This is a genomic window from Clostridium luticellarii, assembly GCF_002995845.1.
In the GTDB taxonomy this organism is placed as follows: domain Bacteria; phylum Bacillota; class Clostridia; order Clostridiales; family Clostridiaceae; genus Clostridium_B; species Clostridium_B luticellarii.
This window is the reverse complement of record NZ_PVXP01000054.1, coordinates 1-21,235: the sequence shown is the minus strand read 5'-3', so window position 1 is coordinate 21,235 and position 21,235 is coordinate 1. Positions and strand designations below refer to the sequence as shown.

Genomic DNA, 21,235 nt, shown 5'->3' with positions numbered 1-21,235 from the left:
TACTGGAATTAAAAATTTTATCCAACCAGTTTTAAAAACCAAGGCTCCACAACAATTATTTATAGCTGAAGCACTAGAAGTATAGCCCTAGATATATCTGAAATAATTTATTTTGGGGAAACTCTAACTTTTGAAAATAATTTCTCAATTAATTTTATTTATTGCTAAATACATTCCTCTTAAGCAGTGGGCTTTTGAGGATTCACATAGTCCTAAATACCAGAAATTTAAAGTGGATAAGCTGCCTAAAATTATTCATTTTGAGAAAGCAGACTACCAACTTCTCTTAGCTTACTATAAACACAAATACAGTAAGCTAATCAAACCCGTTAAGAGACGTAACGGAAAGTCCATACCTGAAAATATTTCGTGTCCCAGGTGTGGTGCACCCCATAACTACATTTACGACAATAATGGCAGCAGAGGCCAGTTTCAGTGTAAAGTCTGCGGCCAGAATTTCAACGAAAGCAACCATGCTGACAAACCCATGGTATTTCTCTGTCCTTATTGCGGACATACTCTTTCACCAAGGAAAGACAGGAAACACTTTCGCATACATAAATGTGTTAATCCTGAATGCTCCTACTATCAAGGCAATCTTTCTAAATTACCTAAAAGCCTGGATGCTGTTGATAAACACAAATATAAGCTTCACTACATCTATCGTGAGTTCACAGTAGACTTTTTCAAAATGGACTTACATGGACTTCCCCAAAATGCTGTTAATTTCAAGTACAAAAAGTTCAATGCCCACATCATGGGATTGTGCCTTACCTATCATGTAAATCTAAAGCTTTCAACAAGGCAGACAGCCCACGCCTTACAAGAAGTTCATGGTATAAAAATTTCACACACCATGGTTTCTAACTATGCTATGACTGCTGCCGCAGTTATCAAGCCTCTTACGGATACTTTTGACTACAAACCTTCCAAAATCCTTTCTGCCGATGAAACCTACATCAAGGTTAAAGGCATAAAACACTATGTTTGGATTGTCATGGATGCCTGTAAAAAGTCTATTCTTGGCTACCAGGTATCTAATACCAGATCTGTAGGCCCATGTATCCTGGCTATGCGCATGGCTTTTGAGAAGTTCAAAGAATTTCCCAATAAAGTCCTGAAATTTATTGCAGATGGCTACAGTGCCTATCCTCTTGCCAGCCAACAATGTAAGCTCATGAATGGCTGGGATTTTGATGTTACTCAAGTCATTGGACTTACCAATGATGATGCTGTATCCACTGAATTCCGTTGGGTAAAGCAAGTAGTAGAGCGGCTTAACCGCACCTTCAAGTCTTCCTACCGTGTTACTGGTGGTTATGGAAGCGAAAATGGTGCTCTTTATGGCGTTTCTCTCTGGGTTGCCTATTATAACTTCCTGCGCCCACATCCATATAATTACTGGAAGCCACTAAATGAGATAGATATTTTATCTCATGCAGGTAATATGCCTGCCAAGTGGCAGCTTCTCATTTATCTTGGCCAGCAAACTATTCTAAATATGCAGGAAGATCCAGTGGCTTGACTACTATCTGTTTTTAGATTTTTGAGCCGGAGATACAACTTAGCCACCCTGTGGGCTTGCCCTTGATGGAGTTACAAATAAATGCTAAAATGCTGTGAACAAGACGATGAAATTTATCTGTTTTTGAGTTTTTTGCCGTCGGTGTATCCTTCAGAGCATTTATTTGTAATGCAGTCAAGGGTGGCGGGGTACATAAAAGCTCCTATCTCCTATTGGATTTCTAAAGTCATAATTCTAATTTCCTTTGTTTCTGTTTTTCATAGCTCACTTTACACTATCTATTGATGGCCTAGCCTAACTATATACTATAATTATACAAAGTTAGACATATAGTTACACAATAAATTCAGAAAATAAACTAGAATTAACTAGAACTTAACACTCAAATTACGTGAAAAAATTTGGGTGAAATCATCAGAGGAAATGCATCCACATGAAAATTCAGAACTAACTACAGAAAAGATTAAATGAAAAGCACTCTGATATGAATATATGGTGAAAATAAGTTTTTAGCTATAGGATTTTCAAGTTATTTGAGATGTTTTCTCACTATATTCTTTAACAAATATGAAGGGCAAAAATACAATTACGCAGGCAGTGATATTCAATATCAAGGTTTCAGATGTAAATACCATATTGCCTGCATTGCCGCTGCCAGAAGCCATGCAGCTATTTATCAAATGAACAATTATAGTTGATTAATTTCCTATGAGCAAATCTAAAATATTCCATCCATCCGAAGACTGCGCTTTATATAATTCCGTGTACCCGCATCTTTTACAGCTTACAGTTATAAACTTCTTATTCTGTACATCAAATATCTTTGCGAAATTTCCTCCTGTTGCCTGAAATTGATCGGATTCATATTCCCTGCTGCCGCACTTAGGGCAGATGTATTGTATTTTTTCCATTTTAAGCCTCCTATTATTTTATGCATATAATTATATCATATATCAAGATAGTTTATTTTCGTCAGTTAAACCCATTTCTTTATATTTTTTCTCCGCCGCTTCAATTGCCTGGACACCCGTTTTGCACAATACATTTACACCTTTGACAATGGTTACAATTACAAATGCTTCCACCAGTTCTTCCATGGTCAGCCCGGCTTCCACCGCGGCCACGGCATGTGCCCTGGCACCACTTGCTTCATCATCCAGGCTATCCAGTATTGTAAAAATCAACTCACTGGTCTTCTTGGGCAGATGTCCCTTTTGAATGGATTCACGCATTACCAAATACCCTTTTAATCCATTCGGAGAATATTTAGAAAGTATTTCGGCAAAAGGTGGATTCCATTTCAATTCATTTTTATAATAATCAAGTATACTTTCAACATCTTCCATATTCAAACTTGCCCTCCCCCTATTTTACGATTATCAACTTCCTGTAGTTCAATGTGCTCTACTATTGTATTTCGCCTGTTTTCTTTATAACTTTGCTGAATTCTTCAAGTTCCTTAATTATAATTTTTGCCTGATTGTTCCATATATCTGTTTTATACACCGTACCAATACAGCTCTTTTCATATGAAATTCTTTTCTGAATATAGTAATTCATTCCTTTTGGATACAGCAGCCTGTTGTCTTTAACTTTAAACAGATTATCCTTTTCAATTTTAGAAAATGAACTGAGATTATATCCTGCAGCCTGTAATTTAGGCCGCTCAATTTTTAAATGAGTTTTGCCCATTAAGATCAATACCTTTTTATGTCCAGCTACCTCTTTGAGTATATTTCGATTTATATGCTCATCCCTTTCTGCATTAGTTGAATTGGGCTCGCCTCTATCTGGAGTCCACCAGTCAACTCCTTTAACTGGGATTCCACAATTCAACGCAGTTAGATGAGAATAAAGCATCTCTATGGGACCATCTGCAAAATTATTATTTGCCAGCTGATCCGGCCTGCTCTCTATTAAAAGTAAATCGGGTTTTAAATTTTCAATTACTGCCTTTAAATTCAAATAGGAAAAATTTTTTGAATTCAAACTCATGGAGTGAACTGTTCCTAGAAAATATATATTTTGATCTCCCTTAGTATATTTATCAAAGGATGAGTCTCTAAAATAAGTTGTCCTAGATAAAGATGAATACACTCTCCCAGCAATTTCATTCAATAATTGAGGATAAATAATAGATAACAGCAATATTAAACATATGAAAAAAATTACTATATTTCTAAATACTTTTAACATTGATTTTAATCCATACATTTAAACTCGCCCCATCTCATATTTCACAGTTATTAACATTATATAAAATAAATATGATAAAAGTCAAATATATCTAGCAGTATATACCACTGTTATTCAATAAACCCTTTTGCCTGCATCTTTTCTGTGCTGCGAAACAATGCCATTCCAACTCTCTTCAATATTTCTGATACACAATTCCAGTCCACATCTACACAATTGTATTGAATTCTAAGTTTCATGTTTTCTCCTCCTATAATAAATAATATTGATTTATTACTTTAAATATAGAGGATTACGCCGTGTAAGGTGCAAGTGAAATTTAAGTGAATTAATTTTGTTTTGCCAGGATTTATCCAATTCACAATGCACAATTTACAATACATAGTTGAGGTTTACAACCTAATCTTTAAACACTACTCCATTATTTGTTTCTATAAAGTTAACTATAGAGCTTGCAATTCTATCTATCTTATCATACTCCAGGATATCTGGAGTATCTGTAGGCTTGTGAACTAATTTTTCTATACCCTCTTGTACAAAAAAGACGTTGGATATACCTGCATTTTCAAAACTAAAATGATCGCTTGCACCCATAACTCTGGTATCTGCAAATTCAACATTATCCTTTTTTAAAGTAGTTTTCACAGCGTCATACAGTTTGTTGGATACCTTGCTCATATTTTTTAAAGCAAGCTTTCCTCCTTCTTTAGCTCCTATAGAGTCTATATTTATATTGTATATACTGTCATATAACTTTTTTGACGTAATCTGTTTAACAAATGCACGACTCCCTGCTGATCCTTCTTCTTCCCCGTTAAAAGCACAAAAAATTATATCTTCATCAAAAGGTTTTTGTTTAGCTTTTTCTTGTAGTCCGTTGGCTATCTTTATTAAGGCAGATACACCGGAAGCATTATCCAAAGCACCTCTGATAATTTTACCATCTTGATATCCTATATGGTCAAAATGTGCTGATACTATAACAGCTTTTTTGCTATCTTTGCCTTTTATAACTCCAACGACATTGTCTAATTTTTTAACGACATCTTCTTTAGCTTCACCAGCAGATAACATACCAAAATGTTTATATACTGATTGAGTATATTCAACATAATAGTTTTCTCCCAGTAGTGGTTTTAATCCTATATCTTTAAAAATCCCTGAAATATATTGCCCAGCTTTCTCATTTCCTTTTGAACCCACATATCTCCCTTCAAACTCATTAGAAGCCAAAGTATTAACTATTTCTTTAGTTGTTGGAATTTTTACAGAATCTTTAACTTGTACTGACTGTTTATTGCTTTGACTAACTTTGGTATTACTTGTACTAGATGTAGGTGTAGTTAAGGAGCATGAGGAAAAAGTTAAAGTTATAGCAACAATAGCTCCTAATTTTAATATAGATTTAATAACGATCACTCCCATCACTTTTAATTCTAAAATAATGTTTTTACTTATATTATTTTGCCTCTTACCATATTATTCATATAATTCCAAGAATAATACCAGTAATATCCTGACTCTCAATGATCCCAATTAATTTAAAAAGGCACTTTACAAATTCCTATTACAGTTGTAATAGGAGGAATACTATGAAACCACCAAAAATAACCGACGCAGAGTGGCAGGTCATGAAAATAATATGGGAAAACAAATACTGTACTGCAAATGACATAGTAAAAGAAATATCGCGGATAACAGACTGGAAGCCCAACACCACAAGAACTCTAATAAACAGACTCTTAAAAAAAATGTGCTAGTTATGAGGTAGATAAAAATGACAACAAAACCTATCACTACTTTGCTCTTGTTTCCAGAAACGACTGCATAAAATCAGAAAGCGAATCTTTCCTGAAACGGGTATTCAACGGATCTTTAAATGTGATGCTGGAGAATTTCATAAAAGACAGCAAATTATCTGAAGAAGAAATTGACAAACTGAAACAAATTTTAGATAAGAAGAAAGGGTAAAAGGTGTCCTATGATGTTTATATCGTCTATTTTTAAATTTGTACTATATTCTACAATCCTGGGAAGTATGTCCGCTTTTTTAATTTTTATTTTAAAATTTCTATCCAAAAGAAAACTGCAGATTAAATTTATAAATCTCCTGTGGCTCTTTCTTTTAATCAGACTTCTGATTCCCTGGGCGCCTCAAACTTCCTTCAGCATATACAATGTTTACAACCCGCTTGAAAACCCAGCTATTCAGAGCAGATTTACAGATAAATATCAAGCGGATAATGAAACATCAGACCCTGACTTAAATAAACCAGCGGATATTTCAGACAATTCCAATTCAGTAAAATCAGGAAATACTGTTATAGATACACAGACCTCTTCTGAAACTAGAATATCCAACTTTGAAATATGGGCACTTGCATGGGGATCAGTATGTATCCTTTTAATTACAGCCACCGCTTTAACCACCACCATGTTCTACATTAAATTGTGAAGGGAAAAGACAATTGAAGACAGCAAACTGACCCGTATTTTAAATAACTACAGACAAAAAATGGGAATGCATAGGAATATAGCAATTATAAGTACCCACATTGTAAAAAGTCCTGCTGTCTTTGGATTCATTCATCCCAAAATACTGCTGCCTTCAAATATGAACCACATTGTCAGTTATGAACAATTATCCTGCATTATTTTCCACGAACTGGCCCATATAAAAAGAAAAGACATGCTTTTGGAGTTTATTATATCCATATTAAGATCAGTACACTGGTTCAACCCCATACTGCTGTATGCCTTCTATAACATGAAACAGGACATGGAAATAGCTTGTGATGAAATGGCATTAAACTACTGCAGCCATAAAAAATACGGGTATACAATCATAAAACTTCTGGAAACATATCAAAAATCCAATGCTGTCTATGGCATGGATTACATTATAAATACCAAACATGAAATTAAGAGGAGGATTACAATGATTTCATCATTCAAGAAAAATTCACGTAAATTGACTGTACTATCTGCTGCAGCACTGATAATAATTGGAGCTATAATATTGACCGACCCCAAAGGCATGATCAGCTCTGCAGCCGGCAAAAATATCACAGAAAAAGTATCTGACAGTATAAGTGAAGTCAGCCTACATGGAAAAAGCTTCAGCGGGAAAATGCTCGTAATAAAAAATCCCTCCAAAGTTGAAGTGGGTTATACCAGAGAACTTTTAAAAGACAACAAGACCACAGGTGAACTTGCACTGGAAAACAATGCTCTCTGTGCCATAAACGCCAATCTCATTCCAACTGAATCTGAGAAAAAATTCCTTGTCAGCAGCTCACAGGATGGTTTGATAATCCACAATGGAGCTGTTGTATACGGCGGAGCCAAAAACAGAAAATACAGTTCAGCAGGATTTACCGACAAAAATGTATTGATTTCAGGACAGTATTCTATTGAAGAGCTGGAAAAAATGAACGTAACTGAAGCGGTAAATTCTTCACTGCCGCTTATCCAAAACGGCAAGCCGCTATTAAATAAGGATACAATACAGGGAATAAATCCAAGAACTGCCGTAGCCCAGAAAAAGGACGGCACAGTACTTATGGTAGCAGTAGACGGAAGAAGTGCTGATTCCATAGGTATTTCCATATTTGATCTTCAGCAGCTTCTGCTTAAAAACGGTGCCTATACCGCAGCTGCCCTGGATGGAGGGAGTTCCTCCACCATGTATTACAAGAACAAAATTATAAATAAACCGGCTTATTCAAAGGGGCAGAAGCCTGTATCTTCAATATTCCTGATTAAATAACAATTAAGAGTTCAAAGTGCAAACATTATTTGATATTTGTACTTTGAATTTTCATTTATCCAGTCATTACTATGTCAAAAATCTTAAAATCACCCGATTGACATAAATCTAAATGTATTATAAAATTAGGTAAACTTATAGTTTACTTAGCAACATTATGATGAATTCAGGGAGGTTTAAGCATTGGGGATCTATGAGCGTAAGAAAAAAGAAAAAGAAATCCGCAGAAAAGATATTATTGAAGCGGCAGAAAGAATTTTCTTTACAAAAGGATACGACAACACCACCATGGATGATGTGGCAAAAGAGGCCGAGTTCAGCAAGAGAACAGTGTATGTCTATTTCACCAGTAAAGAGCAGCTCTATTTTGAAGTCATGACAAGGGGATATAAGCTGCTGATAGATATGCTGCGAAATGAATTAGAAGATGGTGAAAAACGTAATGCAATCCGGGAAATCAAACAGATGTCTCTGGCAATGTATCATTTCAGCAGGGATTATCCGGAATATTTCAAGGCAATCATGGAATATGAAAATGGTGAAATGGACTTTCAAAAGGGAATTTCCGATAAATCAAGAGAAGAATGTTATGTTCTTGGAGAGAAAATATTAGGATATCTAACTAAAGCACTGAAAAAAGGCATTATGGAAAATTCCATCCGCAGTAATCTGGATGTTACAAAAACAGCTCTTGTTTTATGGTCTTGTATGATTGGGGTATATAATACGGCCAACAGGAAGAAAAACTATATTGAAAATTATCACAACACCACACCGGAAGAGTTGATATTTTCAGCTTTTCAGCTTATCATTGGATCAATACGAACTGCAAATGGAGGAAATTATCAATGAACAGAAGGAAGGTAAAGAAAAAAATGGTCATTATATTTTCATGCATCGGAGCACTGTTTATCATCGCTTTTGCATCCTTGTTTATTATAAGTGGAATTTTTGAAAAGCCAAAGTATCTGAACCCCTGGCAAAAAACTTACTGGCAGAAATTTGATGATCCGAGAATACAGCTTGCAGCTCATGGCCTGCTGGCTTCCAACGGCCATAACATGCAGCCCTGGAAAATCCGTCTTGACAAAAATAACCCCGGTGTATTTTATTTATACGCCGACAGTGAACTCCTGACAAGCCAAGTAGATCCTGCTGCACGACAGATGATGGTTACACAAGGCACTTTTTTGGAATATGTCAATATAGCCGGAGATGAATTGGGGTATAGTGTCACAATAGGTTTATTCCCCGAAGGGGATTATAACGAGCAAAAACTATCAGAAAGTATGAAAACCAAACCTGTGGCAAAAGTCACTCTCACAAAAACAAATCCTAAAATAAATCCTCTTTACAATTTTATATTTTTACCGGATACAAACAGAGCAGAATATCTGTCAACGGGGTTAACTTCTGAACAAATCAAGCAATTGGAAAACACCAACGCGGATGCTGATCTTTCAATAAAAATTTTTCAGGACAAGGAAAACATGAATAAATTAAATAACTATGCAATGCAGGGAGCAACCATTGAAGCAGATGTGGACCGTATCATGAAAGAATCAGAAAATATCTTTCGTGCCAACGAGTACCAGAAGAATAAATATCGCTACGGCTTTTCCGTAGAAGGCCAGGGTACTTCCGGGATTATGCAGCACATTATGCAGGGGCTGGTAACGGTCTTTCCAGGGATGAACAGTGGAAAAGCTGCATCGGACACGTTTGTTCAATCCACCCGGAAATCAGTAAACAACACACCGGCCTATGCACTGATTGTCACAGAGGACAACAGCCGTTCCAGTCAGGTAAAAAGCGGTATGCTCTACAGCAGATTGATACTTAAAGCACATCAGCTGGGATTGGTCATGCAGCCGCTGAGTCAGGCTCTGGAGGAATATCCCGAAATGAAAAAGCCCTACAGCAGCATTCACCATGACTACGCTCCAGATGGAAATACCATTCAAATGCTCCTTCGTCTGGGTAAGCCTACAGAAGAAGTTCCACAGAGCATGCGGCGTGATGTGATGGATCTGATTGCCCAGTAATTAATAAAACTTTAGATAATCATTTATGGATTATCTAAAGCTTTATCATGTTTACCTATATTCTGAGATATTTCATTATATATACTGCCATGCTGCTCTAATACTTGTTGAATTATTATATGATATAAAAATTTTTTTCTTTACGATCAACATTCACCATAGTCTTCAGTAAAATATAAAGGTCCTATCTTTTTAACTTTATAATTAGTTATTACATTCCCTGTTGCCCTATCATATAAATTGTAACCAACAATAGTGTAAATCATAGCATTTTCTTTATCAAGAATGCTCTTATCCATATTATATTGACCTTTATTAACCTTCACAGTTCCTTTAAATGCTCCCACTGGATATCCGCTTGCAAATATATGTGTCCTAATGGATATCGACGGGGTAGCATGGCTTATAATAAATCCTGCAGCAATTATTAAAAAAAACAGCAGAATTATGATAACCTTCCTAGAAAATTTCATTTTCTTTCTCCTCCAACAACATTAAGTTCAATTTATGTAATTAATTTATTGTAAATTACAATTTAAAATTATACATTGACGATCATATAATATTTTAAACCTGGACCTATATCAAAACAAAAAGCAATGTAATAAGTTAAATATAAGAATCAAACTTTATCTTTCCTTTATTACATTGTTTTTTAATTAAATATACTTAACTAATGCCAAAATTCTAAAGTTCTCATATTGGTATAGCCATTTTCCGCATAAGCATCATACAGAGGATAATCCAATCTTTGTTTAGAATGTCCACAGAAAAACCATTTCACTCCCTGCAAATTGCCAGTTAAAATTACTGAATGTGCCCACTCACTTTTTTGGGGATTATAAAACTGAACAATATCACCAACCCTTGCCCCATCAGTCCAAGAGCTTTCAGAAGTGTATCCATTTGAAACCATGTAATCACGAAAAGCAACTACATTAATCCACGGTGCTGAATATGCATACCAATAACTGCTGGCCGGGACTCCACCTGCGTAAGCACATTGAGATACAAAATCCGTACAATCTTTACCCTCATCAAAATAACCTTTAGAACCTGGATACTGAGAATAGTTCGGTGACTCAGCGTACCTCTCTGCATAAGATACGGCACTGCCAGCATTATAACCTGAATAACTGTTTAAACGAATATTAGAATTATCAGCTTCAGAATTAATTTGGGTAAAATATTCGTAATATCTGTCAATATTATTTGACTTATCATCTATGACTTTTATTTTTGAATCAATTACACTATCATAATCGGGAAAATAAGTATCTTCTGACTTTAATGACTCTTTATCATTTGATTGTTGTTTCACAGATGCATCAGTATCTTCATCCAGATCTAATTTTTTGGTTATATAATATTTCCCATCTTCATATTTAACTTCAAATCTATACTTTTCACCCTTTGATTTTGATACTTTTTCTGCTCCATACAACTTGAATTCTACATCATAAAGTACATCTACTGCATAAGTATCAATGGCCGTTTGAGTTACTCTAGTTATAGTAACATTAGACTTATAGTTATCAATTTTACCGTCAAATTTTTTAAACCATTCTACATCAAATTTACTTTGTTTATTAAGCAGTTCTAATAACTCCGGGTCTTTAACAATATTACTATAGTCTTTAGCTTTACCATTTTTTAAGACATCAGAACTTAAAGATAATACTTCATTAATAGAGCTGCTGATTTCAGATTTGTCAACTTGAGTCAAACTAGCGTCTTGAGCATTTACCGCATTTGAATTTACAGGACTTGCAGAAGCTGTAGGACCAAAAGATAAACTAGCCCCTACTAATGAAATGCATAAAACAAGTGTTGATATTTTTTTTCTTATCATTTTTATCCCCCTCAAATTAAAAATAATATATTCTATTTCAATCCCCTTTCCAATATAAAATTTTAAAACAAAAGGATCCTCACTTCGAGGATCCTGGTTTTAACATATAAATTATTACAGAATAAAAAAATATTAAAATTAATTACTATCTTTCCCCCGAAAGAATCATAAAATATTAGGCAGGTTTCCTGGCTTGGATTCATTTTACTTCCCGGTCTTCCCGGTAGAAATACCAGTGACCAATAGGGTTTCATCCTCCATACAGTAACGGCGGGGCTGCAATGTTTTTCATTTTCCCTTTTAACTACTAAAATAAATTGTAGCACCTAATACTAAATTACTATGATATTATATTAATATACTATAATACTAAATACTTTAAAATTATAAATGTTATAAAAAATACAATTTAGTATTATATAGAAATAAATAACAATACATTTATTTATTTCCTTTTTATAATATACATATTATATTATTTACTAATAAAGATCAATACATTAATAGATAAAATTATAAAAATATTGATAATATTTCAATAAATATAGTACAAATCTTGAGATATTATAAGCTGCGATATTTCATTTTAAAGAAACAACATAATTTATTGCCCAGTAACTAATAACACTTTAGATAATCATTTATAGATTATCTAAAGTGTTATTATGTTTACCTATATTATTCCTGAGTAATATTCCATTATCTGTATACTGCCATGTTACTCTAATACCCATTGCAATCGTCATCTCGAAAATATCTTTGGTTCCCTGTATTCTTTTTATACATAAAGTCCGAAATTTGTATTCCAAAGCTTTTTTAATTTCATTTTTAGGAGTCTTATTTGATTTTTTAATAAATCCATTTGTTAAAATTATTTTGTGTCCAACATAAAAGAAATAAAATATTCTATATAGAAATCATTTTGAAACCAACGATGAGCCGAAATTTTTCAGGACCATGGGCAGATCTTCTCTTTCACGCGCTGGTCCATTTCGTAAACCAGTAATAACAGGTACTTCTTTAACATCAAACTCCAGCACTTCAAACATATGTTTAGTGTAGTCAATATACGGTTTGAACAGGCCGGCATCAGGATTACCCTGATTAAAGGAAAGAATCAGCTTTTGTTTCACGGCATTTTCTTTGAAAAACGGAGAGAACCGCGGAGAAAATCGTGCAAACAGCCTGTCTGTGAATATCTTCCCCTGGGCACTCATCTGTCCCATGTAAATCGGCGAGCCTAAAACAATGGCATGGACATGCTCAATGGCATCATAAATTTTCTGCATGTCGTCATCGATAACACAGCCCTGTTTACTCTTGTGGCAGGCCCAACAGCCCAGGCAGGGTTTGATATTAAGATCACTGAAACTGAAGGATTTGATTTCTGCCCCCTGTTCCTCAGCACCTTCAAGTATTTTGTTTACGATAAAGGCGGTATTGCCTTCTTTACGCTGACTTGCGATAATTCCGATGATATTCATTCCTTTTCCTCCTCATTATTCTGTAACCGTCCCAATTGAAATTATTTTGTGTCTTAGGACTCATATCCACCCTATCACATTTTTGAGTCCTCGTCAACAAAATACTGTCAATAAAAATGCAGCCCTCTCTCAATAGAATTGGGCTGCCTATAATTTATCACAATATCCAGACGTAATATCTACACCCAGTTTTTTTATCTCCGCATCCAAATGCCTATTATACTTTTCCACAAAACTAAGCATACTGTCATATTGTTCCTCGGTTACCTGCTCAAATACAGCTTTATCCCGCTCTTGAAACTCTTTATGCAGTTTTTCATGGACTTTGTTAACTGCTTTCCCCTGCTCAGTAAGCCTGAAATATATTTCCTTTTTGTTATCCGGCTTCCGGTAGCTTTCGATAAGGCCTTTTTCTACGAGCTTCTTAGTTAATTTACTTATAGCACTCCTTGTTATATAAAAGGCTTCCGCAAGTTTTGTCACGTTGGAATCTGCATTTTTTTCAATGTATTCCATACAATGTACTTCAGAAGGCTTATAACCCTTGAGGCTGACTTTCATTTTAAAGCCATCAAGCCAATTTTTCTTGTTAAATATGTCCCAAAAACCCCTCAAGACCTGTTCTTCTTTGTTCATGGCCTGTCCTCCTACCTGTTGGTGTATTAACAATATTATATTAAATTTTTGTTTCTATTTCAACAATATCAAAATAATTATTTTAGGAATTGCTCTATACGCGAAAAAAGAGAGTCATCAAAAGAACGCCTGCACAAGGAGGCGTTCTTGACATACATGCTTTTACAATGTATATTTTTAAAAATGCAGAATTAAATCACTGTTTCAAGCCATTTTTCAATTCTCCAATAAATCTTTTCACACTATCCAGTATATCTTCTTTGTTTTTCCCTTCTGCTATCCTGTCAATAAGTGCACTTCCTACAATTATGCCATCACAGTAGGGTTTGAATTTTTCGGCCATGGCTGCAGAGGATATTCCGAATCCAAGTGCCCTGGGTATATCAGTATAGCTTGAAACAATTTTCATGTATTCTTTTATATCAGTGTTTATGGAGTTTCTCGCACCTGTGACTCCATTTACGGAAACACAGTATACAAACCCTCTGGCACCCCTTACTATTTTTTCTATTCTCTCCTTTGATGTGGGTGCCACAAGAGGAATAAGGTATACTCCATATTTTTCTCCCATTGCTGTAATATCTTTTCTCTCCTCTATGGGAAGATCCGGTATTATGAGGCCATCTATGCCGCAGCCGCTGCATTCTTTTATGAACTTTTCCATCCCGTACTTGAATATGGAACTGTAGTAAACCAGATACACCAGGGGAACCTGTGTTTTTTCTCTTATGCTTTTCACTGTGTCCATTATTTTGAATATCTTCACTCCATTTTCAAGTGCCCTGTTTGAAGATGCCTGTATTGTAACTCCATCTGCCAGAGGATCTGAATAAGGTATGCCCAGTTCTATTATATCTGCTCCCGAACTCTCCATGGCAAGTACAATTTCTACGGTAGTTCTAAGATCCGGATCACCTGCCGTTATAAAAGGTATAAGTGCCTTTTCACCTTTTTCTTTCAACTGACTGAATTTCAAATCTATCCTGTTCATTATAATTCCACCCCCATTATAGCTGCCATGGTATTCATGTCCTTATCTCCTCTTCCTGATAAATTTATGATGATTATCTTGTCCTTGTCGAGTTTTGGAGCCAGCTTCATGGCGTAGGCCACCGCATGTGCACTTTCAAGGGCAGGAATTATCCCCTCCACCCTTGAAAGATAGGTAAATGCTTCTACTGCCTCTCTGTCCGTGGCGGATTCGTAAACTGCCCTATTTACATCGTTGTAATAGGCGTGCTCCGGCCCCACTCCGGGATAATCAAGACCTGCAGATATGGAATAGGCCGGAAGTATCTGTCCATCTTCATCCTGGAGTACATAGGTCATCATTCCGTGGATTACGCCTACAGATCCCTTTTCTATAGTTGCTGCATGCTGATCCGTATCAAGCCCCTTTCCTGCTGCTTCCACCCCTATGAGCTTAACGGATTCATCTTCAACAAATGGATAAAAAATACCCATGGAGTTACTTCCGCCGCCTACGCAGGCTATAATGTAATCAGGCAGTTTTCCTTCTTTCTCCACAATCTGTCTTCTGGCCTCATCTCCTATAACTCTCTGGAAATCCCTCACCATGGTGGGATACGGATGAGGTCCCATTACGGATCCTATTACATAAAAAGTATCCTCTATATTGGAAACCCAGTTTCTCATGGCCTCGTTTACCGCATCCTTCAGTGTTCCAGTTCCCGCAGTCACGGAGGTCACCTCCGCCCCAAGTATTTTCATCTTGAATACATTGAGAGACTGCCTTCTTATGTCCTCTTCGCCCATGAATATCTCACATTTCATTCCAAATAGGGCAGCTGCCGTTGCAGTTGCCACCCCGTGCTGCCCTGCGCCTGTTTCAGCTATAACTCTTTTTTTTCCCATTCTTCTGGCAAGCAGTACTTGTCCCAGGGCATTGTTTATCTTGTGTGCCCCCGTATGGTTTAAATCCTCTCTTTTAAGATATATCCTGGCTCCTCCCAGATTTTCCGTCATATTTTTGGCAAAATACAGAGGATTTTCTCTTCCCACATATTCCTTGAGATAATATCTGTATTCCTCCATGAATTTTTCATCTTTTATGGCCTCACTAAATTCCCTTTCCAATTCTGTAACTGCATTCATTATGGTTTCAGGAACGTACTGACCACCGAATTTTCCAAATCTTCCTTCCATTATATACTCCTCACTTTCCCTATAAAATCTCTTATTTTTTCAAAACTTTTTATTCCATTTTTCTCCACACCGCCGGATACATCCACTACCTGGGGTTTTACAATTTCTATGGCCCGGGCAATATTTTCCGGGTCCAGTCCTCCCGCCAGAACCAATTTCTTGTCTATATGAATACCCTCCAGTACATTCCAGTCAAAAGCCACACCGGTGCCGCCTTTCCTGCCTTTTACACTGCTGTCCAGCAGCACAGCTTCAATCCCCAGCTTACAGGTGCTGCGTATTTTCTGCCGAATATCCCTTTTGGACACCTGATTTACGTCCACATGAACTGCTTTCCATATATTAAAAGGGTTTAAGCTGCTTAAATATTTTTCATCTTCATCTCCATGGAGCTGAACCGCATCCAGCTTCAAGACCCTGGCTGTATCAATTACCTCATCCAGATCATTGTCCTTGAAAACTCCCACTTTCCTGATGCTGCTGTCCAATTTTTTCATAAGATCTTCTGCTTCACTTACGGTCACTTTCCTCTTGCTGTCACAGAATATAAATCCTGCATAGTCCGGCATCAGTTCATTTAAAATTTCTATATCAGCGCTTCTCCTTATCCCGCATATTTTCACCAGAGTCACCGGCTGCACCCCTTTCCATCCTGCTCACATCCTTGCATTTTTTACAAACTCACGGATCCTGGATACATTATCTATATTTCTCATAAAAGTCTCACCTATAAGCACTGCATCCGCTCCAACACTTTCCAGATATTTTACATCTTTCTCATTTTTTATTCCACTTTCCGATACAATGGTGATGCCTGCGGGTATTCTTTTTATGAGCCTCTCGGTATTTTTTAGATTCTCCGAAAAATCCTCCAGATTTCTGTTGTTTATGCCTATGATATTACATTCTGCCTGCAGTGCAGTTTCAAGTTCTCTCTCGTCATGCACCTCCACCAGACATTGAAGTCCTATTTTTTCCGCCAGCTTGTAATACTCTTCCAGCTTATCTTTTAAAATTGCAGTTATAAGCAGCAGGGCATCTGCTCCAAGGGCCTTTGACTGATATATCTGGTATGGATCAACTATAAAATCCTTTCTCAGCACAGGTTTTGAATTTACTCTTTTAACCTCATCTATATACCTGTCATTTCCCTGGAAAAAATTCTTTTCCGTAAGTACGGAAACCGCATCTATATCCACATTTTCATATATCTTCGCTATTTTCACCGCATCAAAATCTTCCAGTATTACTCCTCTGGAAGGAGATGCCTTCTTTATCTCGGCAATGACGGATATGCCGTTCCTGTCCAGCGCCTCCTTAAAATCTCTGCCGGTCAGATTTTTGCAGCTCTCAGCCAGTGCTGTCACAGATGTCTCCTGCTTTTCCCCCTTAATCTGAGGTATTTTTTCTGCAACTATATCTTCAAGTATCACCTTATTTATCATCTCCTCATAATATAGGTATCTCTAACCGACAGCCCTGCTGCAATTCACAAGCTCCTGCAGCTTTTCATAGGCCCTTTTTGAATCTATAACTTCTCTTGCCATGTCTATTCCCTCTGCTATACTCCCGGAAACTTTTCCCACATAAAGGGCCGCTCCACTGTTCAAAAGCACAATATCCCTTTTAGGGCCTTTGCTGCCTTTGAGAATTTCAAGTATGAACTGTGCATTTTCAACAGCTGTGCCGCCTGCTATGTCATCCATACTGGATATCCTGATGTCAAAGTCTTCAGGATTTAAGGTATACTCTCTTATCTCACCATTTTTAAGCTCGCTTGCATAGGTCTTCGATGTAGTACTTATCTCGTCCAGGCCGTCCTCTCCGCAAACCACCAGGGCTCTTTCACAGCCCAGATTCATAAGCACTTCAGCTGCCACATGGGTCAAGTTTTTATCGTACACTCCAAGCACCTGTCCTTTTACAAATGCAGGATTCGTAAGAGGTCCCAGCAGGTTGAACACTGTCCTTGTTCCCAGTTCCCTTCTGGGACCTGCCACATTTTTCATGGCACTGTGATATCTCTGGGCAAAAAGAAATGCCATACCATTTTCATCTATGCTTTTCCGGGCATCCTCAGGATTTAAATTTATATCAAATCCCAGCTTTTCAAGTACATCTGCACTCCCGCTTTTACTGGACACCGCCCTGTTGCCGTGCTTTGCCACCTTTACTCCTGCAGCAGCTGCAACTATTGCAGCTGCAGTTGATATATTAAAAGTTCTTCCGCCATCTCCTCCAGTTCCACAGGTATCGATGACATAATCGGAGTCAAGCTCTAATGACAGGGCGTTATCTCTCATTGCTCTGGCAAAGCCAGTTATCTCCTGAACGGTTTCCCCCTTCATCCTGAGCGCTGTCAAAAATCCTCCTATTTGAGAGTCAGTTGCCTTTCCCTGCATTATCTCATTCATGGAATCATAGGCTTCTTTTTCTCCCAGATTATTTCCACTTATAACATCTCTAATTATTTCCTGCAGCATTACAAATCCCCTCCACAAAATTTTTAATAATTGTCTTTCCACTTTCCGTAAGAATAGACTCAGGGTGAAATTGAAGTCCATAAACTCTATATTTTTTATGCCTTACAGCCATTATTTCCCTGTCATCAAGACTTTCACCAATTATGGCAAGTTCCCCGGGAAGACTTTTTCTCTCTAATACCAGAGAATGATATCTCATCACATCTATGGAATTTTTCAAATGTTCAAATATTTCACTCTGTTTTAGAGCCACTTTAGATGTCTTACCGTGCATTATATGCCCTGCTCTCACCACACTGCCTCCATAGGCACAGCCTATGGCCTGATGTCCAAGGCATATGCCCAGAATCGGTATCCGAGGGCCAAATTTCCTGACAACATCTATACATATACCTGCATTTTCAGGTATTCCAGGTCCCGGGGACAGTATTATCCCCTCCGGATTCAGCACATCTATCTCTTCCAAAGATATTCTGTCATTTCTCACCACTTTTACATCTTCATGAATCTCTCCAACATACTGGTAGAGATTGTAGGTAAAAGAATCATAATTATCTATCAAAAGTATCATCATATCACCTCTATCATGGCTCTGGCCTTGTTAAGTGTCTCCCTATATTCATTTTCAGCAACGGAATCATAGACGATACCTGCCCCGGATTGAACATAAGCATACCCGTCTTTAAAGAGTATGGTCCTTATTGCAATACAGGTATCCATATTTCCATTAAAGGAAAAATACCCTACAGCCCCTGAATAAATTCCCCTTTTGCTGTTTTCCAGTTCATCAATTATTTCCATGGCCCTTATCTTGGGAGCTCCGGATACAGTTCCCACTGGAAGGCAGGATATCAAGGCGTCTACATATCCCAGATTTTTCTTCAGTCTGCCTGATACCTTTGAAACTATGTGCATTACGTGGGAATAAAAGCCCACATCCATAAATTTATCCAGATTTACACTGCCGAATTCACTTATCTTTCCTATATCGTTTCTTCCCAGATCCACCAGCATCACATGCTCTGCTCTCTCTTTTCCATCATTTAAAAGTTCCTGTTTGAGCTTTATATCCTCCTCCATATTTCTGCCTCTGGGCCTGGTGCCTGCTATGGGGTTGGTGATCACTGTGCCGTTTTTTACGGATACAAGACTTTCAGGGGAAGACCCGGCTATTTCAAATTCCCCAAAATCAATATAAAACAGATAAGGGGATGGATTCTCCGATCTGAGTCTTCTGTACACATCAAAGGGATGGGAAGTGCTCTTTGATTTCAGCCTCTGAGATAAAACCACCTGGAATATGTCACCGGATTTTATATACTCTCTGGCTTTTTCCACCATTTTGCAGTATTTCTTCTCAGTGACATTGGAAACAACCTGCTTTTCAGTGCCTTTTTCCTCCAGTCTGTGAAATGAATTTCCTCTGCCCACCATATCCTTTAGCTGCTCCAGCTGAAGCTCTACTTCCTGGTAAGTTATACTGTCACCTTCCATAAAATTGTAAATTAAATAGATCTCATGCTTGAAGTGATCATAACAGATAAATTTTTTATAAAACATCATGTAGGATTCCGGTGTTTCAATATCATCTTTATTTTCATCAGGTAATTTCTCATACTGCCTTACAACGTCGTAGCCTACATACCCTACTGCCCCCCCTGTAAATGGAATGGAAAGTCCCGGAGCTTCATAGGGAACATTTAAATATTTTTTAATGTAATCAAGTATTTTCCCTTTTATATTTTTAAATAATCCTTTTTTCTCCACGCATATGTTACTTCCACAGCTTTTCATTTTCATATAGGGATCCATACCTATAAAAGAGTATCTTCCTATTTCATTTTCAGAATATATGCTCTCCAGCAGAAATTTATTTTTTCCGTCTAAGTTGTAATAAATACTTATAGGAGTTGTCTCATCCCCGCTGCTCTTTATGAACAGGGAAAAATTTTTCTTTAAGCTTTTATATCTGTAAAACTCCTCTTCAGATAAATTTAACATTTTACCACCTTCTCCATATCAATTAGTAAATTAAATACAAAAAAGCCATTTCATCCACAAACTGGGACGAAATGACCGCGGTGCCACCCATTATTAATTTGTAAAACAGATTTTGAGAAATAAAAAAGCATTCCATCCAAAAGGACGAAATGCAAAATTTCGCTGTACCACCTATCTACAAACTATCTCATTCAGGTACGGATTTTACTCGATACCCTGTCCTTTTAACGGTAGACTACCGTCTCCTGCTACTATCATTTCGCAGGGCACCTCGAAGACCCATTCAATACAGGCTACAGCATCCGGCTCACACTGCCCCGAACTCGCTTGAACTAAATTCCTCTACCTACTCTTTCTTCTCATAAGTTTTATCAGTTAAATTATTTTATATATTATACCACTTTTTCAAAATTGTCAATAGAAATTATGCTATTTAAATATAAATAATTTTTCTATTGAAATATTAAGAGCCTTTGAAATATCATATGCAAGTTTTAAGGATGGATTATAGGAACCCTTTTCTAATCTTTGTATAGTTTCTCTTCTAACATTGACCATCTGTGCCAATTGCTCTTGAGTAATATTATTTAATTTTCTGTACTGTTTAATTGTTGTTATTAATTTCATCTTAATTCCTTTCAAAATGAAAAAATGACAAAACAAAAATTGCTATAATCGAAAAGTACAAAATTAATAGTGCTACTAAAAAATTAGATATAGTATTTAACGATAATGCTGATATTATTATGGCAATACCAATAATACAACTTATAAAACTTACCATAGAAGCCTTTAATACATTTAATTTAAATAATTCATCTTTAATTTTAGGGAATAATTTAAAAACACCAACAGCTATTATTAAAAGAGAAATTAAACCTATAATTAATACTACTGCAGGGCTAACTTCTCCTAATTTAAGTTTATGACTGTAAATACTATACCAATTCATGGTTACAAAGAACATAGGAATAATAGTACAAGCAATAAAAAATAATGCAGTAAATATCTTATTGTTTTCATTCATTATAAATCACATCCATTTCTTTATTATGATACAAATATATCACATTTATAT

Annotated in this window: 26 protein-coding genes, 1 riboswitch and 1 other annotated feature; of the genes, 7 read left to right on the top strand and 19 right to left on the bottom strand. The window is 36.5% G+C overall.

The annotated features are described in order from the left end of the window. Positions 1-130: 130 nt before the first annotated feature. Positions 131-1,525 (top strand): DDE-type integrase/transposase/recombinase, encoded by a 1,395-nt coding sequence (locus CLLU_RS14135; RefSeq protein ID WP_106010435.1) that lies wholly within the window; start codon positions 131-133, stop codon positions 1,523-1,525. A 698-nt stretch (positions 1,526-2,223) separates the two neighbouring features. On the opposite strand, the gene CLLU_RS14130 is transcribed toward CLLU_RS14135, so the two are convergent. The 5 genes from CLLU_RS14130 to CLLU_RS14115 form a co-directional block, all read right to left on the bottom strand. Beyond that, a complete protein-coding gene (locus CLLU_RS14130) occupies positions 2,224-2,436 on the bottom strand; it encodes a zinc ribbon domain-containing protein (RefSeq protein WP_106010434.1) in 213 nt (70 codons plus the stop codon). Between the two features lie 42 nt (positions 2,437-2,478). Beyond that, positions 2,479-2,871, bottom strand: coding sequence for a carboxymuconolactone decarboxylase family protein (locus CLLU_RS14125; RefSeq protein WP_106010438.1), 393 nt, complete (start codon positions 2,869-2,871; stop codon positions 2,479-2,481). Between the two features lie 61 nt (positions 2,872-2,932). Continuing rightward, positions 2,933-3,622, bottom strand: coding sequence for a hypothetical protein (locus CLLU_RS14120; protein ID WP_242977652.1), 690 nt, complete (start codon positions 3,620-3,622; stop codon positions 2,933-2,935). Between the two features lie 209 nt (positions 3,623-3,831). Then, positions 3,832-3,960, bottom strand: a complete 129-nt coding sequence (locus CLLU_RS19350) for a hypothetical protein (protein ID WP_276329477.1) — start codon at positions 3,958-3,960, stop codon at positions 3,832-3,834. Positions 3,961-4,120: 160 nt separating this feature from the next. Beyond that, entirely contained in the window at positions 4,121-5,140 is a 1,020-nt protein-coding gene (locus CLLU_RS14115) for a M20/M25/M40 family metallo-hydrolase (RefSeq protein WP_242977651.1), read from the bottom strand. Between the two features lie 173 nt (positions 5,141-5,313). On the opposite strand from CLLU_RS14115, the gene CLLU_RS19470 reads away from it, so the two are divergent. The 6 genes from CLLU_RS19470 to CLLU_RS14090 all read left to right on the top strand — a co-directional run bounded on the left by CLLU_RS19470 (position 5,314) and on the right by CLLU_RS14090 (position 9,535). Next, entirely contained in the window at positions 5,314-5,481 is a 168-nt protein-coding gene (locus tag CLLU_RS19470) for a BlaI/MecI/CopY family transcriptional regulator (RefSeq protein ID WP_337955517.1), read from the top strand. Between the two features lie 67 nt (positions 5,482-5,548). Beyond that, complete coding sequence (locus CLLU_RS19465; protein ID WP_337955518.1) at positions 5,549-5,692, top strand: BlaI/MecI/CopY family transcriptional regulator; 144 nt, start codon at positions 5,549-5,551, stop codon at positions 5,690-5,692. A gap of 10 nt (positions 5,693-5,702) precedes the next feature. After that, a complete protein-coding gene (locus tag CLLU_RS14105; RefSeq protein ID WP_146127608.1) occupies positions 5,703-6,176 on the top strand; it encodes a hypothetical protein in 474 nt (157 codons plus the stop codon). 12 nt (positions 6,177-6,188) lie between these two features. Beyond that, complete coding sequence (locus CLLU_RS14100; protein WP_273336410.1) at positions 6,189-7,490, top strand: M56 and phosphodiester glycosidase domain-containing protein; 1,302 nt, start codon at positions 6,189-6,191, stop codon at positions 7,488-7,490. A gap of 183 nt (positions 7,491-7,673) precedes the next feature. Beyond that, positions 7,674-8,342: a TetR/AcrR family transcriptional regulator gene (locus CLLU_RS14095; protein WP_106010430.1), complete on the top strand. Its 669-nt coding sequence runs from the start codon at positions 7,674-7,676 to the stop codon at positions 8,340-8,342. Next, a complete protein-coding gene (locus CLLU_RS14090; protein ID WP_106010429.1) occupies positions 8,339-9,535 on the top strand; it encodes an Acg family FMN-binding oxidoreductase in 1,197 nt (398 codons plus the stop codon). The genes CLLU_RS14095 and CLLU_RS14090 overlap by 4 nt, the downstream gene beginning before the upstream one ends. 146 nt (positions 9,536-9,681) lie before the next feature. On the opposite strand, the gene CLLU_RS14085 is transcribed toward CLLU_RS14090, so the two are convergent. The 14 genes from CLLU_RS14085 to CLLU_RS14020 all read right to left on the bottom strand — a co-directional run bounded on the left by CLLU_RS14085 (position 9,682) and on the right by CLLU_RS14020 (position 21,184). After that, positions 9,682-10,008: a hypothetical protein gene (locus CLLU_RS14085; protein WP_106010428.1), complete on the bottom strand. Its 327-nt coding sequence runs from the start codon at positions 10,006-10,008 to the stop codon at positions 9,682-9,684. Between the two features lie 200 nt (positions 10,009-10,208). Continuing rightward, positions 10,209-11,387, bottom strand: a complete 1,179-nt coding sequence (locus tag CLLU_RS14080) for an amidase domain-containing protein (RefSeq protein WP_106010427.1) — start codon at positions 11,385-11,387, stop codon at positions 10,209-10,211. A 161-nt stretch (positions 11,388-11,548) separates the two neighbouring features. Further along, positions 11,549-11,732, bottom strand: a riboswitch (cobalamin riboswitch). A gap of 296 nt (positions 11,733-12,028) precedes the next feature. After that, positions 12,029-12,292: a type II toxin-antitoxin system RelE/ParE family toxin gene (locus CLLU_RS14075; RefSeq protein WP_106010426.1), complete on the bottom strand. Its 264-nt coding sequence runs from the start codon at positions 12,290-12,292 to the stop codon at positions 12,029-12,031. A gap of 12 nt (positions 12,293-12,304) precedes the next feature. Beyond that, positions 12,305-12,871 (bottom strand): flavodoxin family protein, encoded by a 567-nt coding sequence (locus CLLU_RS14070; protein ID WP_106010425.1) that lies wholly within the window; start codon positions 12,869-12,871, stop codon positions 12,305-12,307. A gap of 147 nt (positions 12,872-13,018) precedes the next feature. Next, positions 13,019-13,507 carry a MarR family transcriptional regulator gene (locus CLLU_RS14065; protein ID WP_106010424.1) on the bottom strand — a complete coding sequence of 163 codons (489 nt, stop codon included), beginning with the start codon at positions 13,505-13,507 and terminating at the stop codon, positions 13,019-13,021. A 196-nt stretch (positions 13,508-13,703) separates the two neighbouring features. Beyond that, on the bottom strand, positions 13,704-14,498 hold the full coding sequence (gene trpA, locus CLLU_RS14060; RefSeq protein ID WP_106010423.1) for a tryptophan synthase subunit alpha: 795 nt from the start codon (positions 14,496-14,498) through the stop codon (positions 13,704-13,706). Then, positions 14,498-15,673 (bottom strand): tryptophan synthase subunit beta, encoded by a 1,176-nt coding sequence (gene trpB, locus CLLU_RS14055; protein ID WP_106010422.1) that lies wholly within the window; start codon positions 15,671-15,673, stop codon positions 14,498-14,500. The genes trpA and trpB overlap by 1 nt, the downstream gene beginning before the upstream one ends. Further along, positions 15,673-16,314, bottom strand: a complete 642-nt coding sequence (locus CLLU_RS14050) for a phosphoribosylanthranilate isomerase (RefSeq protein ID WP_242977650.1) — start codon at positions 16,312-16,314, stop codon at positions 15,673-15,675. The genes trpB and CLLU_RS14050 overlap by 1 nt, the downstream gene beginning before the upstream one ends. A gap of 15 nt (positions 16,315-16,329) precedes the next feature. Continuing rightward, a complete protein-coding gene (trpC, locus tag CLLU_RS14045; RefSeq protein WP_106010421.1) occupies positions 16,330-17,106 on the bottom strand; it encodes an indole-3-glycerol phosphate synthase TrpC in 777 nt (258 codons plus the stop codon). Between the two features lie 33 nt (positions 17,107-17,139). Next, entirely contained in the window at positions 17,140-18,156 is a 1,017-nt protein-coding gene (gene trpD / locus CLLU_RS14040; protein ID WP_106010420.1) for an anthranilate phosphoribosyltransferase, read from the bottom strand. Continuing rightward, positions 18,137-18,727, bottom strand: a complete 591-nt coding sequence (locus CLLU_RS14035; RefSeq protein ID WP_106010419.1) for an anthranilate synthase component II — start codon at positions 18,725-18,727, stop codon at positions 18,137-18,139. The genes trpD and CLLU_RS14035 overlap by 20 nt, the downstream gene beginning before the upstream one ends. Further along, the gene (gene trpE / locus CLLU_RS14030) at positions 18,727-20,157 is read right to left on the bottom strand and encodes an anthranilate synthase component I (protein ID WP_106010418.1); all 1,431 of its coding nucleotides are present in this window, start codon (positions 20,155-20,157) and stop codon (positions 18,727-18,729) included. The genes CLLU_RS14035 and trpE overlap by 1 nt, the downstream gene beginning before the upstream one ends. Before the next feature lie 59 nt (positions 20,158-20,216). Further along, positions 20,217-20,529: a binding site (T-box leader), on the bottom strand. A gap of 57 nt (positions 20,530-20,586) precedes the next feature. Further along, positions 20,587-20,784: a helix-turn-helix transcriptional regulator gene (locus CLLU_RS14025; RefSeq protein WP_106010417.1), complete on the bottom strand. Its 198-nt coding sequence runs from the start codon at positions 20,782-20,784 to the stop codon at positions 20,587-20,589. Between the two features lies 1 nt (position 20,785). Then, positions 20,786-21,184, bottom strand: a complete 399-nt coding sequence (locus CLLU_RS14020) for a hypothetical protein (protein ID WP_106010416.1) — start codon at positions 21,182-21,184, stop codon at positions 20,786-20,788. Between the last annotated feature and the right edge of the window lie 51 nt (positions 21,185-21,235).